Source organism: Streptomyces sp. NPDC001599, assembly GCF_042893535.1.
GTDB lineage: Bacteria > Actinomycetota > Actinomycetes > Streptomycetales > Streptomycetaceae > Streptomyces.
This window is the reverse complement of the sequence record NZ_JBIAVA010000015.1, coordinates 150,873-164,644: the sequence shown is the minus strand read 5'-3', so window position 1 is coordinate 164,644 and position 13,772 is coordinate 150,873. Positions and strand designations below refer to the sequence as shown.

The 13,772-nt window shown below is 73.2% G+C and carries 12 protein-coding genes; 3 read left to right on the top strand and 9 right to left on the bottom strand.

The window, feature by feature from the left end:
* Positions 1-7 precede the first annotated feature (7 nt).
* The 5 genes from ACFYZ3_RS30985 to ACFYZ3_RS30965 form a co-directional block, all read right to left on the bottom strand.
* Positions 8-2,002 carry a copper resistance CopC/CopD family protein gene (locus tag ACFYZ3_RS30985; RefSeq protein WP_388524540.1) on the bottom strand — a complete coding sequence of 665 codons (1,995 nt, stop codon included), beginning with the start codon at positions 2,000-2,002 and terminating at the stop codon, positions 8-10.
* 13 nt (positions 2,003-2,015) lie between these two features.
* Complete coding sequence (locus tag ACFYZ3_RS30980) at positions 2,016-2,513, bottom strand: copper chaperone PCu(A)C (protein ID WP_388524537.1); 498 nt, start codon at positions 2,511-2,513, stop codon at positions 2,016-2,018.
* 116 nt (positions 2,514-2,629) lie between these two features.
* Positions 2,630-3,280 (bottom strand): SCO family protein, encoded by a 651-nt coding sequence (locus tag ACFYZ3_RS30975; RefSeq protein ID WP_333747839.1) that lies wholly within the window; start codon positions 3,278-3,280, stop codon positions 2,630-2,632.
* A gap of 132 nt (positions 3,281-3,412) precedes the next feature.
* The gene (locus ACFYZ3_RS30970; protein WP_388524534.1) at positions 3,413-4,174 is read right to left on the bottom strand and encodes a YcnI family protein; all 762 of its coding nucleotides are present in this window, start codon (positions 4,172-4,174) and stop codon (positions 3,413-3,415) included.
* Between the two features lie 130 nt (positions 4,175-4,304).
* Complete coding sequence (locus ACFYZ3_RS30965) at positions 4,305-5,153, bottom strand: hypothetical protein (protein ID WP_388524531.1); 849 nt, start codon at positions 5,151-5,153, stop codon at positions 4,305-4,307.
* A 241-nt stretch (positions 5,154-5,394) separates the two neighbouring features.
* Between ACFYZ3_RS30965 and ACFYZ3_RS30960 the strand changes: the two genes are divergently transcribed.
* Positions 5,395-5,859 (top strand): ATP-binding protein, encoded by a 465-nt coding sequence (locus tag ACFYZ3_RS30960; protein ID WP_361013664.1) that lies wholly within the window; start codon positions 5,395-5,397, stop codon positions 5,857-5,859.
* Positions 5,860-5,928: 69 nt separating this feature from the next.
* Here the strand turns inward: ACFYZ3_RS30960 and ACFYZ3_RS30955 are convergent, their stop codons facing one another.
* Together ACFYZ3_RS30955 and ACFYZ3_RS30950 are read right to left on the bottom strand one after the other, a co-directional pair.
* The gene (locus tag ACFYZ3_RS30955; RefSeq protein WP_388524528.1) at positions 5,929-7,404 is read right to left on the bottom strand and encodes an aminopeptidase P family protein; all 1,476 of its coding nucleotides are present in this window, start codon (positions 7,402-7,404) and stop codon (positions 5,929-5,931) included.
* Between the two features lie 133 nt (positions 7,405-7,537).
* A complete protein-coding gene (locus ACFYZ3_RS30950; protein ID WP_388524526.1) occupies positions 7,538-8,971 on the bottom strand; it encodes a PP2C family protein-serine/threonine phosphatase in 1,434 nt (477 codons plus the stop codon).
* Positions 8,972-9,629: 658 nt separating this feature from the next.
* Between ACFYZ3_RS30950 and ACFYZ3_RS30945 the strand changes: the two genes are divergently transcribed.
* On the top strand, positions 9,630-10,295 hold the full coding sequence (locus ACFYZ3_RS30945) for a bifunctional DNA primase/polymerase (RefSeq protein ID WP_388524523.1): 666 nt from the start codon (positions 9,630-9,632) through the stop codon (positions 10,293-10,295).
* Positions 10,296-10,350: 55 nt separating this feature from the next.
* Complete coding sequence (locus ACFYZ3_RS30940; RefSeq protein WP_388524520.1) at positions 10,351-10,986, top strand: hypothetical protein; 636 nt, start codon at positions 10,351-10,353, stop codon at positions 10,984-10,986.
* 274 nt (positions 10,987-11,260) lie between these two features.
* Here the strand turns inward: ACFYZ3_RS30940 and ACFYZ3_RS30935 are convergent, their stop codons facing one another.
* The gene (locus ACFYZ3_RS30935) at positions 11,261-12,226 is read right to left on the bottom strand and encodes a DUF5926 family protein (protein WP_388524517.1); all 966 of its coding nucleotides are present in this window, start codon (positions 12,224-12,226) and stop codon (positions 11,261-11,263) included.
* Between the two features lie 809 nt (positions 12,227-13,035).
* Complete coding sequence (locus ACFYZ3_RS30930; RefSeq protein ID WP_361016378.1) at positions 13,036-13,674, bottom strand: ATP-binding protein; 639 nt, start codon at positions 13,672-13,674, stop codon at positions 13,036-13,038.
* Positions 13,675-13,772 lie beyond the last annotated feature (98 nt).

Here is a 13,772-nt window from a genome sequence, read left to right as displayed (position 1 = left end):
GTGCGGTTCAGCCGATCTGCGTGTTCTTGGAGATGGTGACCTGGTCGATGTCGGAGGTCCGCACGGTGACGGCGACTTCCCAGTCTCCGGCCATCGGGATCTGCACTCCGCTCGCCGACCAGTGGCCGGTGGTGATGTGGTCGGGGGCGACGGGCAGCGGCCCGATGTCCTTGGCCTTCTGGGTGAGGGCCACCTTCACCTCGGGAATGTCGAAGGCGGTCCCGTCCGGGCGCTCGACGTAGAGGTGCAGGTCGTTGGCGCCGACCCGGGCGGGGTCGAGTTCGACCCGTACGACTCCCTTGCCGTTCTGGCTGCCGGTGTCGAAGGGCATGTCCAGCGTCACGGCGCCGGTGGAGGGGGCGGAGGCGGCCGCGGATGACCCGCCGGCGGCCTTGGCCTCCTCCTCGGTGCGGCCCGGCTCGGTCTGGGTCAGGACGGTGGTCACCACCAGCAGGACGACCGCGATGCCCGCCTCGGCGAGCACGGAGCGGCGCAGTCCGAAGCGGTTCGGATCGGCGTCCCGTTGCCGCTTCTGCCGGGCCGCGTCCACGGCCGCGCGCTGCCGGGCGAGCTGTGCGGCGCGCTGGGAGCCGCCTGAGCCCTTCGCGGTGCCGGAGCCCTTCCCGGTTCCGGACGCCTTCTCGGCGACCTTCGCGTTCCCGGACGTCTTGGTGCCCGCCTTCGCGGACGCGGTTCCGGATGCCTTCGTGGACGCCTTCCCCGCCCCCTTCTCCGCGCGCCGTGCCGCCGAGGCCCCGGCGACGGCGGGTGCCGCCTGCGCCAGCTGTGCCGTCCACCGCCGCGAGAAGTAGGCGACGCCGACGAGTACGGCGACGAGCCCGATCTTCACCAGGAGCAGTTGCCCGTACCGGGTGTCGGTGAAGGCCGTCCAGGAGCCGAGCTGGCGCCAGGACTGGTAGGTGCCGGTCACCACCAGCGCGATCACGCTGCCGAAGGCGATGCGCGAGAACCGGCGTACGGCGAGGGCGGGCACCGGTGTGTCCGCCGGAGCGCGGTACAGGGCGACGAGCAGCGCGGTGAGGCCGCCGAGCCAGGTGGCGACGGCTATCAGGTGGACGACGTCGACCGGCATGGCGAGTCCGGCCTGGAGGCCGACGGAGGCGTGTTCGGACATCGCCCAGGTCGCCGCGAGGCCCGCCGCCACGACGCTCCCGCCGACCGCGAGCCCGAAGGTGAGGTCCCGCTTCTCCTCGTCCTCCCGTTTGTCGTACGCGCCGAAGAGCACGGCGATGAACAGCGCGGCCGCCGCGAGCAGCAGCAGCCGGGAGACCAGCGCGGCGCCGGCCTTGGTCTGCAGCACGTCGCCGAGCAGGTCGAGGTCGAAGACGTCGGCCAGCTTCCCGGAACCGGTGTACGAGCCGCGCAGCAGGAGGAGCAGGAGGGTGGCTGCGGTCAGCGCGAGCCACCCGGAGACGACGACCCGCTGCAGGACGCGCACCCCGGAGCCGCGCGGCCAGCAGGCGAGGACGAAGGCGGCGCCGCCCACCAGGACGGCGAACCCGGTGTACGACACGTACCGTCCGACGCCGTACAACCCGCCGACGAAGCCGCCGCCGGCCGACTGCCCGGAGACGGTGACCGAGGTCTCGGAGGGGGCGCCGACGGAGAAGGTGTAGGCGCCGGCGACCGGGTGGCTGTCGGCGGAGACGACCTGGTAGGTCACGGTGTACGTGCCGTCGGGCAGCCCGGCGTGCAGTTTCACGGCGTACGTGGTGCCGCCCGTGCCGGACGGGTTGCCGTCGTCGACCCGCTTGCCCTTGGGGTCGAGGACGCGCAGTGAGTCGTCGTCCATGGAGACCGACTCGGAGAAGGTGAGCGACACCTGGGCCGGAGCCCTGTCGACCACCGCCCCCTCCCGGGGGTCGCTGCCGGTCAGCGCGGCGTGCGCGGAGGCCGGTCCGGCGCCGGCCAGCAGCGCGCAGGCCGCGGCCAGGAGCAGCAGCACCAGGGTCCGGAGGCGCGGGGCGATGGTCTGCGTCAAGGTGGTCCCTCCCTCAGTGTCCGGATTCTTCGGAGTGCCCGGAGTGTCCGGCGGTGGGCTGGTAGGTGGCCGCCTTCACGGGCAGCTTGACCGTGACGGGGTCGGAGTGGGCGAAGTGCAGTTCGACGGAGACGGACTGTCCCTGCTTCGGCTGTTGCTTCAGCTTCTCGAACATCAGGTGGTTTCCGCCGCTCTTGAACACGAGTTGACCGTGCGCGGGGACTTCGAGGCGGTCGGCCTCCTTCATGGTCCCGTCGACGGTCTCGTGCACGGTGACCTCGCCGGCCTCGCTGGTGACGGAGGTCAGTTCGTCGGCCGAGTCGCCCTCGTTGGTGATCGTGAGGAATCCGGCCGCCATCGAGTCGGAGACCGGCTGCGGTATGTAGGCGGCGTCGACGGAGAGTTCGGTGCCGGTGGCCGTGGCGTCGGAGCCGGAGTCCGAGCCGCTGCAGCCCGCGAGCGTGAGGGCGCCGATCACCGCGACGGCGGCGAGTGCGGGGCGCCGCCTCACGGGGCCTCTTGCGAGCCGCCTCACGGGGCCTCCCGCGAGCCGCCTCACGGGGCCTCCCGCGAGCCGCCTCACGGGGCCTCCCGCGAGCCGCCCCACGAGGTCTCCCGCGGGCCGCCTCACGGGTTCTCCCCCTTGATGAGCTTGGGGAGGTCCTTGGTGTAGTCGTCGACCGTGGCGTCCTCGCCGTACAGGACGTATCCCGCGTCGGACTTCGGGGAGAAGGCGACGACCTGGGTGCCGTGGGTCGAGACGATCTTGCCGTCCTTGTCCTTGGTCGGCGGGTCGATCGAGATGCCGAGCGTGCGGGCGCCGGCCTGGATGGTGTCGAATTCGCCGGTGAGGCCGACGATCTGCGGGTCGATGCCCTTGAGCCACTTGCCGAGCGCGGCCGGGGTGTCGCGCTCCGGGTCGGTGCTGACGAACACGACGCGGAGCTTGTCCTGCTCCGCCTGGGAGAGCTGCTTCTTGGCCACGGCGATGTTGTTCATGGTCAGCGGGCAGACGTCGGGGCAGTGGGTGTAGCCGAAGTAGATCAGCGTGGGCTTGCCCGCGGTCTGCTCGCGGAGGTCGTACTTCTTGCCCTGGGTGTCGGTGAGGACCAGGTCGGGCTTCTCGAAGGGCTTGTCGAGGACGGTGGCGGCCTGCTGGCTGTTGTCCTCGGAGACCACGGTCACGGGCTTGTCGCTGTCGGCGCCGCTGCCGCAGGCGGACAGCGTCAGAGCGGCGGCGGCGAGCAGGGCGGCCATGGCGAACGTCTTCTTGCGCATAGAAAAATGTCCCAGATGTGAGGTGCTCCGGTGCGCGCCGGGGTCCGTCGGAGGACCGACGGACGGTGTCCGGCGCGCACCGGACGAGAGGATGCGCCGACGAGGGGGTGCCGGCGCACCGGCGCGGCGTGGTTACGCCGCCGCGCCGGAGTCGCGTCGGCGGCCGGCCAGCACGCCGTACCCGACGCCCGCCGCACCGACGACGATGCCGACGATGCCGAGGACCCGGGCGGTGGTGTCACTGCCGTCGCCGGAGCCGGAGTCCGACGACGAGGTGTCGGCGGCCGTGTTCTGCGCGTCCGCCCCGGTGTCCTCGGCCTTCGCGTCCGAGGAGCCCGACGCGCCGTGGGCGTCCTCCTCGGCGGCGGACAGCTTGAGCACGGGTGCCGGGGTGTCGGGCTCGTCCTGGCCCTCCTGCGGCACCTCGATCCAGCGCACGACCTCCTTGTTGGAGTACGTCTGGATCGCCTTGAACACCAGCTGGTCGGCGTCCTCGGGCAGCGCGCCGATGGAGACCGGGAACTTCTGGAAGTAGCCCGGCTCGACACCCTTGCCGTCGGCGGTCCAGGTCACCTTGGTGACGACCTCGGTGATCTGCTTGCCGTGCGACTCCAGCGGCTTGGCCGGCTTGGCCTTGGTGACCTCGGCCTTCCAGCCGGGGACCGGCTGCGGCATGACGGACGCCAGCGGGTGGTCGGTGGGGAAGTTGACCTCCAGCTTGGTGGTGGAGGCGTTGTCGCGCTCGTTGGGGACCTTGAAGTCGACGACCGCGTAGCCGCCCTTGGCGGCCGCGCCCTCCGGCTGCACGCTGACGTGCGCGAAGGCGGGGGCGGACAGGGCGAGGACGGCGATGCCGGACACGGCGCCGGCGGCGGCGATACGGGAAGCCTTCATGGACGGAGTACTCCGCTTCGTGGGGACACCGGTGCCGAGCAGCCGGTGCCGGGTGACAGGAGGGATGCGCGCACGCGCGCGTGCCGCACGACGGCGGCCCCTCCCGAAGCGGGACGGCGGTCGCGTCGTGTCAGGCGGCGAGGGCGAACGCGTCATCCGGCGGGCCGCGCCTGATGACGGTGTGCTGGAGCGCGGCGGCACGGGGCCGGGGCGGCATCCACGGGCCGGGGCGCGGCGGACGCGGACCCGTGCCGGGGGCGCCGGCCAGTCCGGCGTGCAGGGCGCGCACCAGGGAGAGTGCCGCGCGCAGGGCGCGTACGAGGGCCGCTTCGGCCATGGACTGGGCCGAGTGCGCCGACAGTTCGACGAGCCGGGCCACGGCCAGGTCCCCGCGCCGCAGCAGCCAGCCGGCGGCCAGGGCCGCGAGGACGTGGACGAGCAGCATCGGCAGGGACGGCAGCAGCGAGGCGGAGGCACCCGCGGTGGACAGGGCGTCGGCGGAATGGTGCGCCGCGTCCGTGGGGGCGTCCGGCGCGATCCGCGCGTCGGTGAGGATCCGCTGGGCCTGGGTCGGGCTGATCGCCGCCGCGGTGGTCCCGCAGACCAGCCGTGCGGCCTGCTGGACCAGGGAGGCGTCGGACAGCGCGCCCGCCCCGCCGCCGGACCCGGCGGCCGTACCGGAGGCCGCGGTCGCGGCGGTGCCGTGCTGGCCCAGGCCGAACAGGGCGTGCAGCGCGGTCTGTCCGACGGTGAGCAGCACCGCGATGCCGGGCAGCGAGCGCCGGCGGCCGGCGAGCGGCACGGCGGCCAGGACCACCCCGAGGAATCCCGCGCCCAGCGACCACAGCGGAACGGTGGCGCAGGAGGCGAGGGTGTGCCCCGCCGCGGCCAGCACGACGCAGACCGCGGCGAACACCGCGGCCCGCAGGATCCGGAGATCGTTCCCGGAGCGCGCCGTTGGCGGGTGGGGGGCAGTCATGGCGGGCTCATCATCGCACTCACGACCGGCACGCCGTACGGCAGGTCCACAAGGTGCCGTAAGACCGGAACGCGGGGACAGGCGCGGAAGGTCACATTCTGTTCCGGGCCGCCGCGCATACACCGGTCGGCGGCGGCGACGCATCCGCCAGATGAGCGGTGTCACGGGTGCGGCGTGCTTACGCCACGCCGTGAGGGGCAATACGTATCGGTATGTCGAGCCGCGGCCGGGAGGCTGGAGCATGAGCATCTGGTGGTCACTCCATTTGCGGCGCGAGGCTGCGAGCGTGCCCCTGGCCCGCCGCCTGCTGATCGGCACCATGGAGACCGCGGGCGTCGACCCCGACATCTCCTTCGACCTCTCCGTCGCCCTGAGCGAGGCCTGCGCGAACGCCGTCGAACACGGCGGGGACGACGGGTCCGCCGGTCCCGGTGAGGCGTACCGGGTCACGGCCTACCTGGACGGCGAGCGCTGCCGGATCGAGGTCGCCGACACGGGCCCCGGTTTTCCCGCCCCCGCCCCGGGCGGGCCGCACGGCGTGAGTCGCCCGGCGTCCCCGGAGGCGGAGAGCGGTCGCGGCCTGTGTCTCATCCGTGAGCTGGCCGACCACGTCCACATCGGCAGTGCGCCGGGGCGGACCGGTGCCGTCGTGAGCTTCGACAAGGTCCTCAAGTGGCGCGAGAACGCGCCGCTGGTGGCGGTGTGACGGCGGGGCCCGGACACGCCGACGGCCGGGCACCGGCGCGGTGCCCGGCCGTCGTACGGCAGGTGCGGATCAGCCCTTCAGCGCGGCCATCCACTCCTCGACCTCGTCCGACCGGCGCGGCAGCCCGGCGGACAGGTTCCGGTTGCCGTCGGCGGTGACGAGGATGTCGTCCTCGATGCGCACGCCGATGCCCCGGTACTCCTCGGGCACGGTCAGGTCGTCGGCCTGGAAGTACAGGCCGGGCTCGACGGTGAGCACCATGCCGGGTTCCAGCGTGCCGTCGACGTACGACTCGACGCGCGCGGCGGCGCAGTCGTGGACGTCCATGCCGAGCATGTGGCCGGTGCCGTGCAGCGTCCAGCGGCGCTGCAGACCCAGCTCGAGGACGCGCTCGACGGGGCCCTCGACCAGGCCCCACTCGACGAGCCGCTCGGCCAGCACGCGCTGGGACGCGTCGTGGAAGTCGCGGTACTTGGCGCCGGGCTTCACCGCCGCGATGCCGGCCTCCTGGGCGTCGTACACGGCGTCGTAGATCTTCTTCTGCAGCTCGCTGTAGGTGCCGTTGATCGGCAGCGTGCGCGTCACGTCGGCGGTGTAGTACGTGTGCGTCTCCACGCCCGCGTCGAGCAGCAGCAGGTCGCCGGAGCGGACCGGGCCGTCGTTGCGGACCCAGTGCAGGGTGCAGGCGTGCGGGCCCGCGGCGCAGATGGAGCCGTAGCCGACGTCGTTGCCCTCCACGCGCGCGCGGAGGAAGAAGGTGCCCTCGATGTAGCGCTCGCTGGTCGCCTCGGCCCGGTCGAGGACCTTCACGACGTCCTCGAAGCCGCGCACGGTCGAGTCGACGGCCTTCTGCAGCTCACCGATCTCGAACTCGTCCTTGACCAGGCGGGCCTCGGACAGGAAGACGCGCAGCTCCTCGTCGCGCTCGGCGGTGACCTTGTCGGTCAGGGCCGCCTCGATCCCGGCGTCGAAGCCGCGCACGACGCGCACGGGGCCGGTGGCCTCGCGCAGGATGCCGGCCAGCTCGCGGACGTCGGAGGCGGGGATTCCGTACCGCTTCTCCGCCTCGGTGAGGGAGTGGCGGCGGCCGACCCACAGCTCGCCCTGGCCGTCCAGCCAGAACTCGCCGTTCTCCCGGTCGGAGCGGGGCAGGAGGTAGATCGTCGCGGTGTGACCGTCGCCCTTGGGCTCCAGGACCAGGACGCCGTCCTCGGTCTGGTTGCCGGTCAGGTACGCGTACTCGACCGAGGCGCGGAAGGCGTACTCCGTGTCGTTGGAGCGGGTCTTCAGGTTGCCCGCGGGGATCACCAGGCGCTCGCCGGGGAAGCGGGCGGACAGGGCGGCGCGGCGGGCGGCGGTCTCGGCGGCCTGGGGGATCGGCTCCAGGTCGTGCAGCTCCGTGTCGGCCCAGCCGGACTTCATGTTCTCGGCCAGCTCGTCGGACACGCCCGGGTACAGGCCGTTCTTGCGCTGCTTGATGGGCTCCTCGGTCTCCTCCGGGGTCTCCGGGTTCTCCGGATTCTCCGGTGTGAGCTCCTCCGCCACGGTCATCCTCCTCGATACGGCACTGGACCACCCCCATCGTACGGTCGTACGGAAGGGGGCCCAGGGCCGAAGGGCCTGTCACGCCCCTCGCGCTACCGTCCGTTATGCGAGGCATGCGGGGCGTCAGTGTCCGCTATTCGAACCTGACGGCCAGCAGGACGACGTCCTCCTCGGAGTCCGCCTCCGCCTTCCCGTCGGGCAGCACCGTGCGCAGCACGTGCTCGACGACCGCGTCCGGATCCTGCCGGGCGGCCCGGGGGACGCCGGCCGCCGCGGCGTGCAGCCGGGCGAAGGCCCGGTCGGCCGGGTCGCCGGTGCGGTGCAGCAGCCCGTCGGTGTAGAGGAGAACCGTCTCTCCGGCTTCGGCCTGGAGCTCCACGCTGGGCGCCTCCCAGCAGGCGAGCATGCCGAGCGGCGCGGAGAGGGAGGTCTCGACGAACTCGGTGCGCCGCTGACCGATCAGCAGGGGCGGGCTGTGTCCGGCGCCGGCCAGCGTGATCCGGCGCAGCGCGGGCTCGCAGTAGCCGAACAGCGCGGTGGCCGAGCGGGCCGGCTCGGTGAGCCGCAGCAGCAGCTCCAGGTCGGACAGGACGGCGACCGGGTCCTCGCCCTCCATCACGGCGTACGCCCGCAGCGAGGCGCGCAGCCGCCCCATCGCCGCGACCGCGCTGGGCCCCGACCCGGTGACGGACCCGACGGAGAGGCCGAGCGCCGCGTCCGGCAGCGGCAGCGCGTCGTACCAGTCGCCCCCGCCGAGCGGACCTGTGCGGTGCCGGGCGGCGAGCTGCACGCCGGGCACCCGGGGCAGCCGGGAGGGCAGCAGCTCCTCGGCCATCGTCGCCATGGACGTACGGGTGCGCTCGACCTCCAGGAGGCGTGCCAGGTGCGGGGCGGCGTACCGGACGTACAGGCCGGCGAGGTGACGCTGCCGTTCTCCCGGTTCGGCGGGCTCGTCGTAGAGCCAGACGGCGGCGCCGAGGCGCGCGGTGCCCTCGGCGGCGAGGGGGAGCGCGTAGCTGGCGGCGTAGCAGAGGCGGGCGGCGACCTCGCGGTGGCGGGGGTCGAGGGTCTTCTCGGCGAGCAGGTCCGGTTCGGCGATGCCGTCCTCGTCGACCGGTGGTCCGTCCAGAATCCGCCCGTGGGGCAGGGCACTTCGGGGCACGGTCTCGATGTGGCCGAGGTCGGCGCGGGCGAGTCCGAGGCCGACGGTGGTGTCGGGGCCGAGTCCGTCGGCCGGTTCCAGTACGACGAGCCCGCGCCGGGCGCCGACCAGGGCGGCTCCGGCGCGCAGCACTTCCTGGAGGCCGTCGGCGAGGGTGCCCGTGCGGACGAGGCGTTCGGTCAGTTCGTGCAGGGTCGTGAGGTCCGAGACCCAGCCGGCGAGCCGGTCCTGGAGCAGGGCGCCGGGGGCACAAGGGGTGCCCGAGGCGTCCGTGACGGCTGCGGCGTCCGCCGTGTGGGAGTCGGCAGCCGGGGAGGTGTCCGCGGCGGCGGGCGCGACAGTGTGTGCGGGGGACGGAACCGTTGAATCGATTCCGGCCACTTTCGCAGGGTGCGGGGCATTCATGGCGTCCGGCCTCCCGACCGGCGCTTACTGCTCAAAAGCATCGCAAACCCCCATGTCATTCTGCGCCGCCAGCAGTGTCTCCACATGTACACGCACTCGTAAGGGGATGTCCAGCATTGTCCTGCCGGGATTCCTGGTGTCCATGGGGTGTGAGCGGCCTCCTTCTCGACCCCTTGCGGAAAATCGAAATTGGCTTGAAACTGCCCCAGAGGACGCCTTGTTGCGGTCGACTGGGGGTGCTTCACGGAGCGTCACAGCGGTCGTGATGGGTACGTACTCGGAGAAAGCCGGGGGTGGTTGGGGGCCACCTGGAACCCGGCGACGGACCCGGGCGTCCTATCCACCGACGACCGTGCCCCATCCTCCCGTGGCGGAGGCGAAGAGAAATACGCGCGACGGCAAAACGCCAGACTTCGCCACCCCCGCGCCACGCCTCTGCTTTTGCCAGACGCAGTGGCCGGTACCGTCACGGACGAAGTCAGTGCTCGACGTGCTCGACCCACAGGGGTTTCCCTTGCCCTTGGCGGAGGTGTTCCTCGTGGGAACGCCCCTCGGCAGGGGTGTGATGCGCCACCAGCAACGCACAGCGAAGTGATCGACACATGGTGTGAAGAGACCACGGTGTTGCCAGGCGTGCAACGGAAAGGAACGAGCGCTCATGCGCGAGATCCTCGGAAGGCGACGCAGGCTCCTGTCCCAGCACGACGACGGGCAGCCTGAGCTGATCGGCGCGGCCCTGACCTACGCGACACAATGGCAGTGGCCCGTACTCCCGGGCGCGGCGGCGGACCCGCGGTCGCGGTCGCGGTGCGGCTGCCCCGACCCCGAGTGCACGGTGCCGGGCGCGCATCCCTTCGACCCCGGTCTCCTCGCGGCGACCACCGACGCGCGCATGGTGCGCTGGTGGTGGACCAACCGGCCGACCGCGCCGATCGTCCTGGCCACCGGGGGCAGCGCTCCGTGTGCCGTCTCCCTGCCCGCCCTGCCGGCCGCCCACGCCCTCGCCGCGCTCGACCGCGCCGGTCTGCGGCTCGGCCCGGTCGTCGCCTCGCCCACCCGCTGGTCGCTGCTGGTCAGGCCGTACTCCATGGAGCAGCTGGGGGAGCTGCTCTACGCCAAGGACTTCGTCCCCGGCTCCCTGCGCTTCCACGGCGAGGGCGGCTACCTCGCGCTGCCCCCGTCCGAGACCGGCACCGGCGCCGTCCGCTGGGAGCGGGCGCCGCTGCCCGGCTCCGCCTCGCCCTGGGTGCCCGACGTGGAGGCCGTGGTGGACGCGGTGGTCGACGCCCTCACTCGTACGGGTGTGAGCGCGCCCGAGTTGTAGGGGTGTCCGGCGCGCGCCGGGTCCGCGCCCGCCCCGGGTGGTTATCGTCCGCCCCATGCCGCTTCATGCAGGGGAGCACCGCGCCGTCGGACCGCACCGCGCCGGGACGCGCCGCGGCGGGCCGGACCGACGGCGGATCCGTCTGTACGGGCTCGCGGGGGTGGTGGTGTGTGCGGTCGTACTGCCGTTCGCGGTGGCGTCCGCGGGGCCTTCGGGCGACGACACGGACGGGGAGCCCCGGGTGACGGTCCCGCTCCTCGCCCGGGGCGGTGACGGCAAGGCGTCCGCGGTCCCGGCCACGGAGGGGGCCGTACCCAGTCGTTCGCCGCTGCCGCCCGGCCCCGCGCTGGCCGCGCGCTGCGGCCCCGAGCTCACCTCCCCCGCGGGCGTCGAGGCGCAGACCTGTGTCCTGGCCCGGGGCGCGGAGACCTGGGCGCGGACCTACTACCGCAACGCCACCGGCGGCCCGCTCGAGGCCGTACTGAGCCTCATGGGACCCGACGGGCGCAGCGTGCGGATGCGCTGTGCGGTGAGCGCCGAGGACGCGCCGGGCAGCTGCGAGACGCCGCCGGAGGAAACCGGCGGTGCGAGCCGCGGCGGGTTGGCGGGGTACTCCGCGGTCGCGGAGTTCGCGCGCCGGGCCGGGTACGGGCCGCTGCTGCTGCGCGCCGGGAGCGGTGCGGCCGGGTAGAGCAACCACCCTGCGGAGACGGGGAGTTGACCGGCGACTGCGGTGCGTGTGCGAACGGGGCCACGGAAAGACCCGGTTGCTGGCGACGGGGGATGCACCAGCAACCGGGCTATTGGAACGGTAACAAGAGATCGGCGGTTAGCAAATTCGATCTCCTGTTTTCCGGTCACCGACTGGCTTGTCTCTACCGGGAGTTGTGACCGCAGTCACCCGTGCACGGGCCGCCGCTCCGGCTGACCGGTCGGTCAGCCGGAGCGGCCGGTGCGGCTGTGCGTCAGCTGAGAGTGACCTGTCGGTTGGTCAGGCCGCCGCGCGCCCGGCGCTCGTCGTGCGTGAGCGGAGCATCCGTGGCCAGCGCCTCGGCGAGCCGCTCGGCGAACTCCGCGGCCGGCTTCTCGATGTCCTGCGCGGTGACCTCGCTCGGCAGGTCCCACACCGGCACCGTAAGACCGTGGGCGCGGAAGGAGCCGACGAGGCGGGTGCCCTCGCCGAGGGACGACCGGCCCGCGGCGTGCAGCCGCGCCAGAGCGTCCAGAAGCCGCTCCTCCTCGTGCGGCATGACCCAGCGCAGGTGGTTCTTGTCCGGGGTCTCGCACCAGTAGGCGGCGTCGACCCCTTGCAGCCGGACGGTCGGGATGGCCGCGGCGTTGGCCCGCTCCAGGGAGGCGGTGACGTCCGGCGTGGCGTTCTCCGGGTCCGGCACCCAGAACTCGAAGCCCGAGTGCACCTCGGGCTCGAAGGCACCCTCGGGCGCGAGCAGGTCCTGCAGCCGCGGACCGTCGGCCGGCGCGCGGCGACCCTGCACCGGGGTGCCCGGGGCGGCGGTCAGCGCGCGCGTGAGGGTGTCGGCGAGGTCGCGGCTGATGTCGCCGGACGCCGTGTCGTTCTGCAGGCCGAGGAGGACCGAGCCGTCGTCGCGGCGCAGGGCCGGCCAGGCCATCGGCAGGACCGTGGCCAGCGTGACGGAGGGGACGCCCTCGGGCAGTCCGTCCCGCAGGGTCAGCCCTACCGTGGCCGCCGGCACCAGCTCCCGCAGCGCCACCCAGTCGCACTCACCGGCCAGCCCTTCGAACGGGCGCTGCACCAGCGCGGTCGTCGCCTGCGCGGCGGTCCGGCCGTGACAGGCCTTGTACCGGCGGCCGCTGCCGCAGGGGCAGGGCTCGCGGGCACCGACGACCGGGACCTCGGCATCGTCGAGCTGGGGCCGCTTGGCCTTGGTCTGGGGTCGCTTCTTGGCCATCGTGGGTGTCTCCCGGTTACGGCTCTACTCGTACGGGCGCGAGCCTAGCCGCTCCCACACCCGCCGACGGGACCCTGTGGACGACGGGCCGCCTGTGGACAACTCGCCCCGCCCCGCGCGGAACGCGGGCCGCCGGGCCGGCCCGGCGGCGTCGAGGGGGGCGACCCGGACCGTCGAACGGGATGGCCCGGGCCCCGTCGGACGCCGGGTCGGATCCGTCCGCCGAGGGTCGGGTCGACTCGGCTCGGCCATGGAGAGGCGGGTGGGGGGCCGGGTCACCGCACGGTGGGTCGGCTCCGGCCGTGGGGCGGCCGGTCAGCCCGGGTCGTCGTAAGGCGAGTCGGCCTCGGCCGTTGAACGGCGTGTCCGCTCAGGTCGTCGGGAGACCGGTAGCCCCCGGTCGTCGAAGGGCGGTCCGCTCAAGCCGCGGGGAGGTCGGTGGTCCCTGGCCGTCGCATGACCGGTCGGCTCCGGCCGTGGAGCGGCGGGTGGGCCCGGTTGTCGAGAGGTGGGTCGGCCCAAGTCGCCGTACGGCGGGTCGGCGCAAGTCGCCGTACGGCGGGTCAGCGCAAGTCGGGGTACGGCGGGTCGCCCGGGCCATTGAACGGCGGTCCGCTCAGGCTCTTGGGCGGCCGGTCACCCTTGGTCGTCGTAAGGCGGGTCGTCTTCGGCCGCCGGACGATGGGTGGGCTCACTGGCCGTTCGGACGGTGGGTGGGCTCACGGTCGTCGAACGGCGGGTGGGCGCACGGTCGTCGGAAGGTGGTCGGCCTGGTCGTCAGGAGGCGGGCCCGGTCGTCGGGAGGCCGGTCATCCCAGGTCGTCGAAGGCGTCGGCGAAGTCCAGGCCGGGGATCTCCGACACCGCCGGTGCCGAGATCCGGGCGGCGAAGTCGTCGCGCCGGTGCCCGGCGTCGGGGTCGTGGACGTCGTCGTGGACGACGACCCAGACCGTGACCTCCCCGCGGGCGTCGTCCCGTACGCCCCAGTCGTCGGCGAGCGCCGTGATGATGTTCAGCCCCCGGCCGCCGTGCGCGGTGACCGAGGGGGTCGCCGGAGCCGGGCGGGTCGGGCCGCCGCCGTCCGTGACCTCCACGAGGAGCCGGCCGTCCGCGTCCACCTGCCACGCGGCCCGGACGTCGCCGTCCCCGGCCAGCGCGTCGCCCAGCGGGCGGCCGTGCTTGCATGCATTGCTCAGCAATTCGGACAGGACCAGTACGGCGTCGTCGATGACCGATTCCGCCACGCCACCTCTGCGCAACTGATCACGCATGCGGTGTCTCGCTTCCCCCACGCCCGCAGGGCCATGGGGCACGGCCATGCTCGACGACGTGGGCACTTCCTGTGCCACCACCAACGCCACCCCCGAGACCTCCTTCGCCCCACGCCACGGTGTGGATGCCCCATCGCCCTGAGCCGGAAACCGGCCGAACCCCGCACGGTGACGCATTCGACACGGTCGAACACGCACCGAACGCGCCGGAGCACTCCCTGTAGTCACCTGGCTGGATCTGGTCGGTGTGGCCGAGACCGGAGAATGGGGCAGCC

Excerpts from the sequence above, each read along its gene's own strand:
- ACFYZ3_RS30975 (WP_333747839.1), bottom strand. The coding sequence starts at position 3,280 with ATGCGCAAGAAGACGTTCGCCATGGCCGCCCTGCTCGCCGCCGCCGCT.
- ACFYZ3_RS30970 (WP_388524534.1), bottom strand. The coding sequence starts at position 4,174 with ATGAAGGCTTCCCGTATCGCCGCCGCCGGCGCCGTGTCCGGCATCGCC.
- ACFYZ3_RS30965 (WP_388524531.1), bottom strand. The coding sequence starts at position 5,153 with ATGACTGCCCCCCACCCGCCAACGGCGCGCTCCGGGAACGATCTCCGG.
- ACFYZ3_RS30960 (WP_361013664.1), top strand. The coding sequence starts at position 5,395 with ATGAGCATCTGGTGGTCACTCCATTTGCGGCGCGAGGCTGCGAGCGTG.
- ACFYZ3_RS30950 (WP_388524526.1), bottom strand. The coding sequence starts at position 8,971 with ATGAATGCCCCGCACCCTGCGAAAGTGGCCGGAATCGATTCAACGGTT.
- ACFYZ3_RS30945 (WP_388524523.1), top strand. The coding sequence starts at position 9,630 with ATGCGCGAGATCCTCGGAAGGCGACGCAGGCTCCTGTCCCAGCACGAC.
- ACFYZ3_RS30940 (WP_388524520.1), top strand. The coding sequence starts at position 10,351 with ATGCCGCTTCATGCAGGGGAGCACCGCGCCGTCGGACCGCACCGCGCC.
- ACFYZ3_RS30935 (WP_388524517.1), bottom strand. The coding sequence starts at position 12,226 with ATGGCCAAGAAGCGACCCCAGACCAAGGCCAAGCGGCCCCAGCTCGAC.
- ACFYZ3_RS30930 (WP_361016378.1), bottom strand. The coding sequence starts at position 13,674 with ATGCGTCACCGTGCGGGGTTCGGCCGGTTTCCGGCTCAGGGCGATGGG.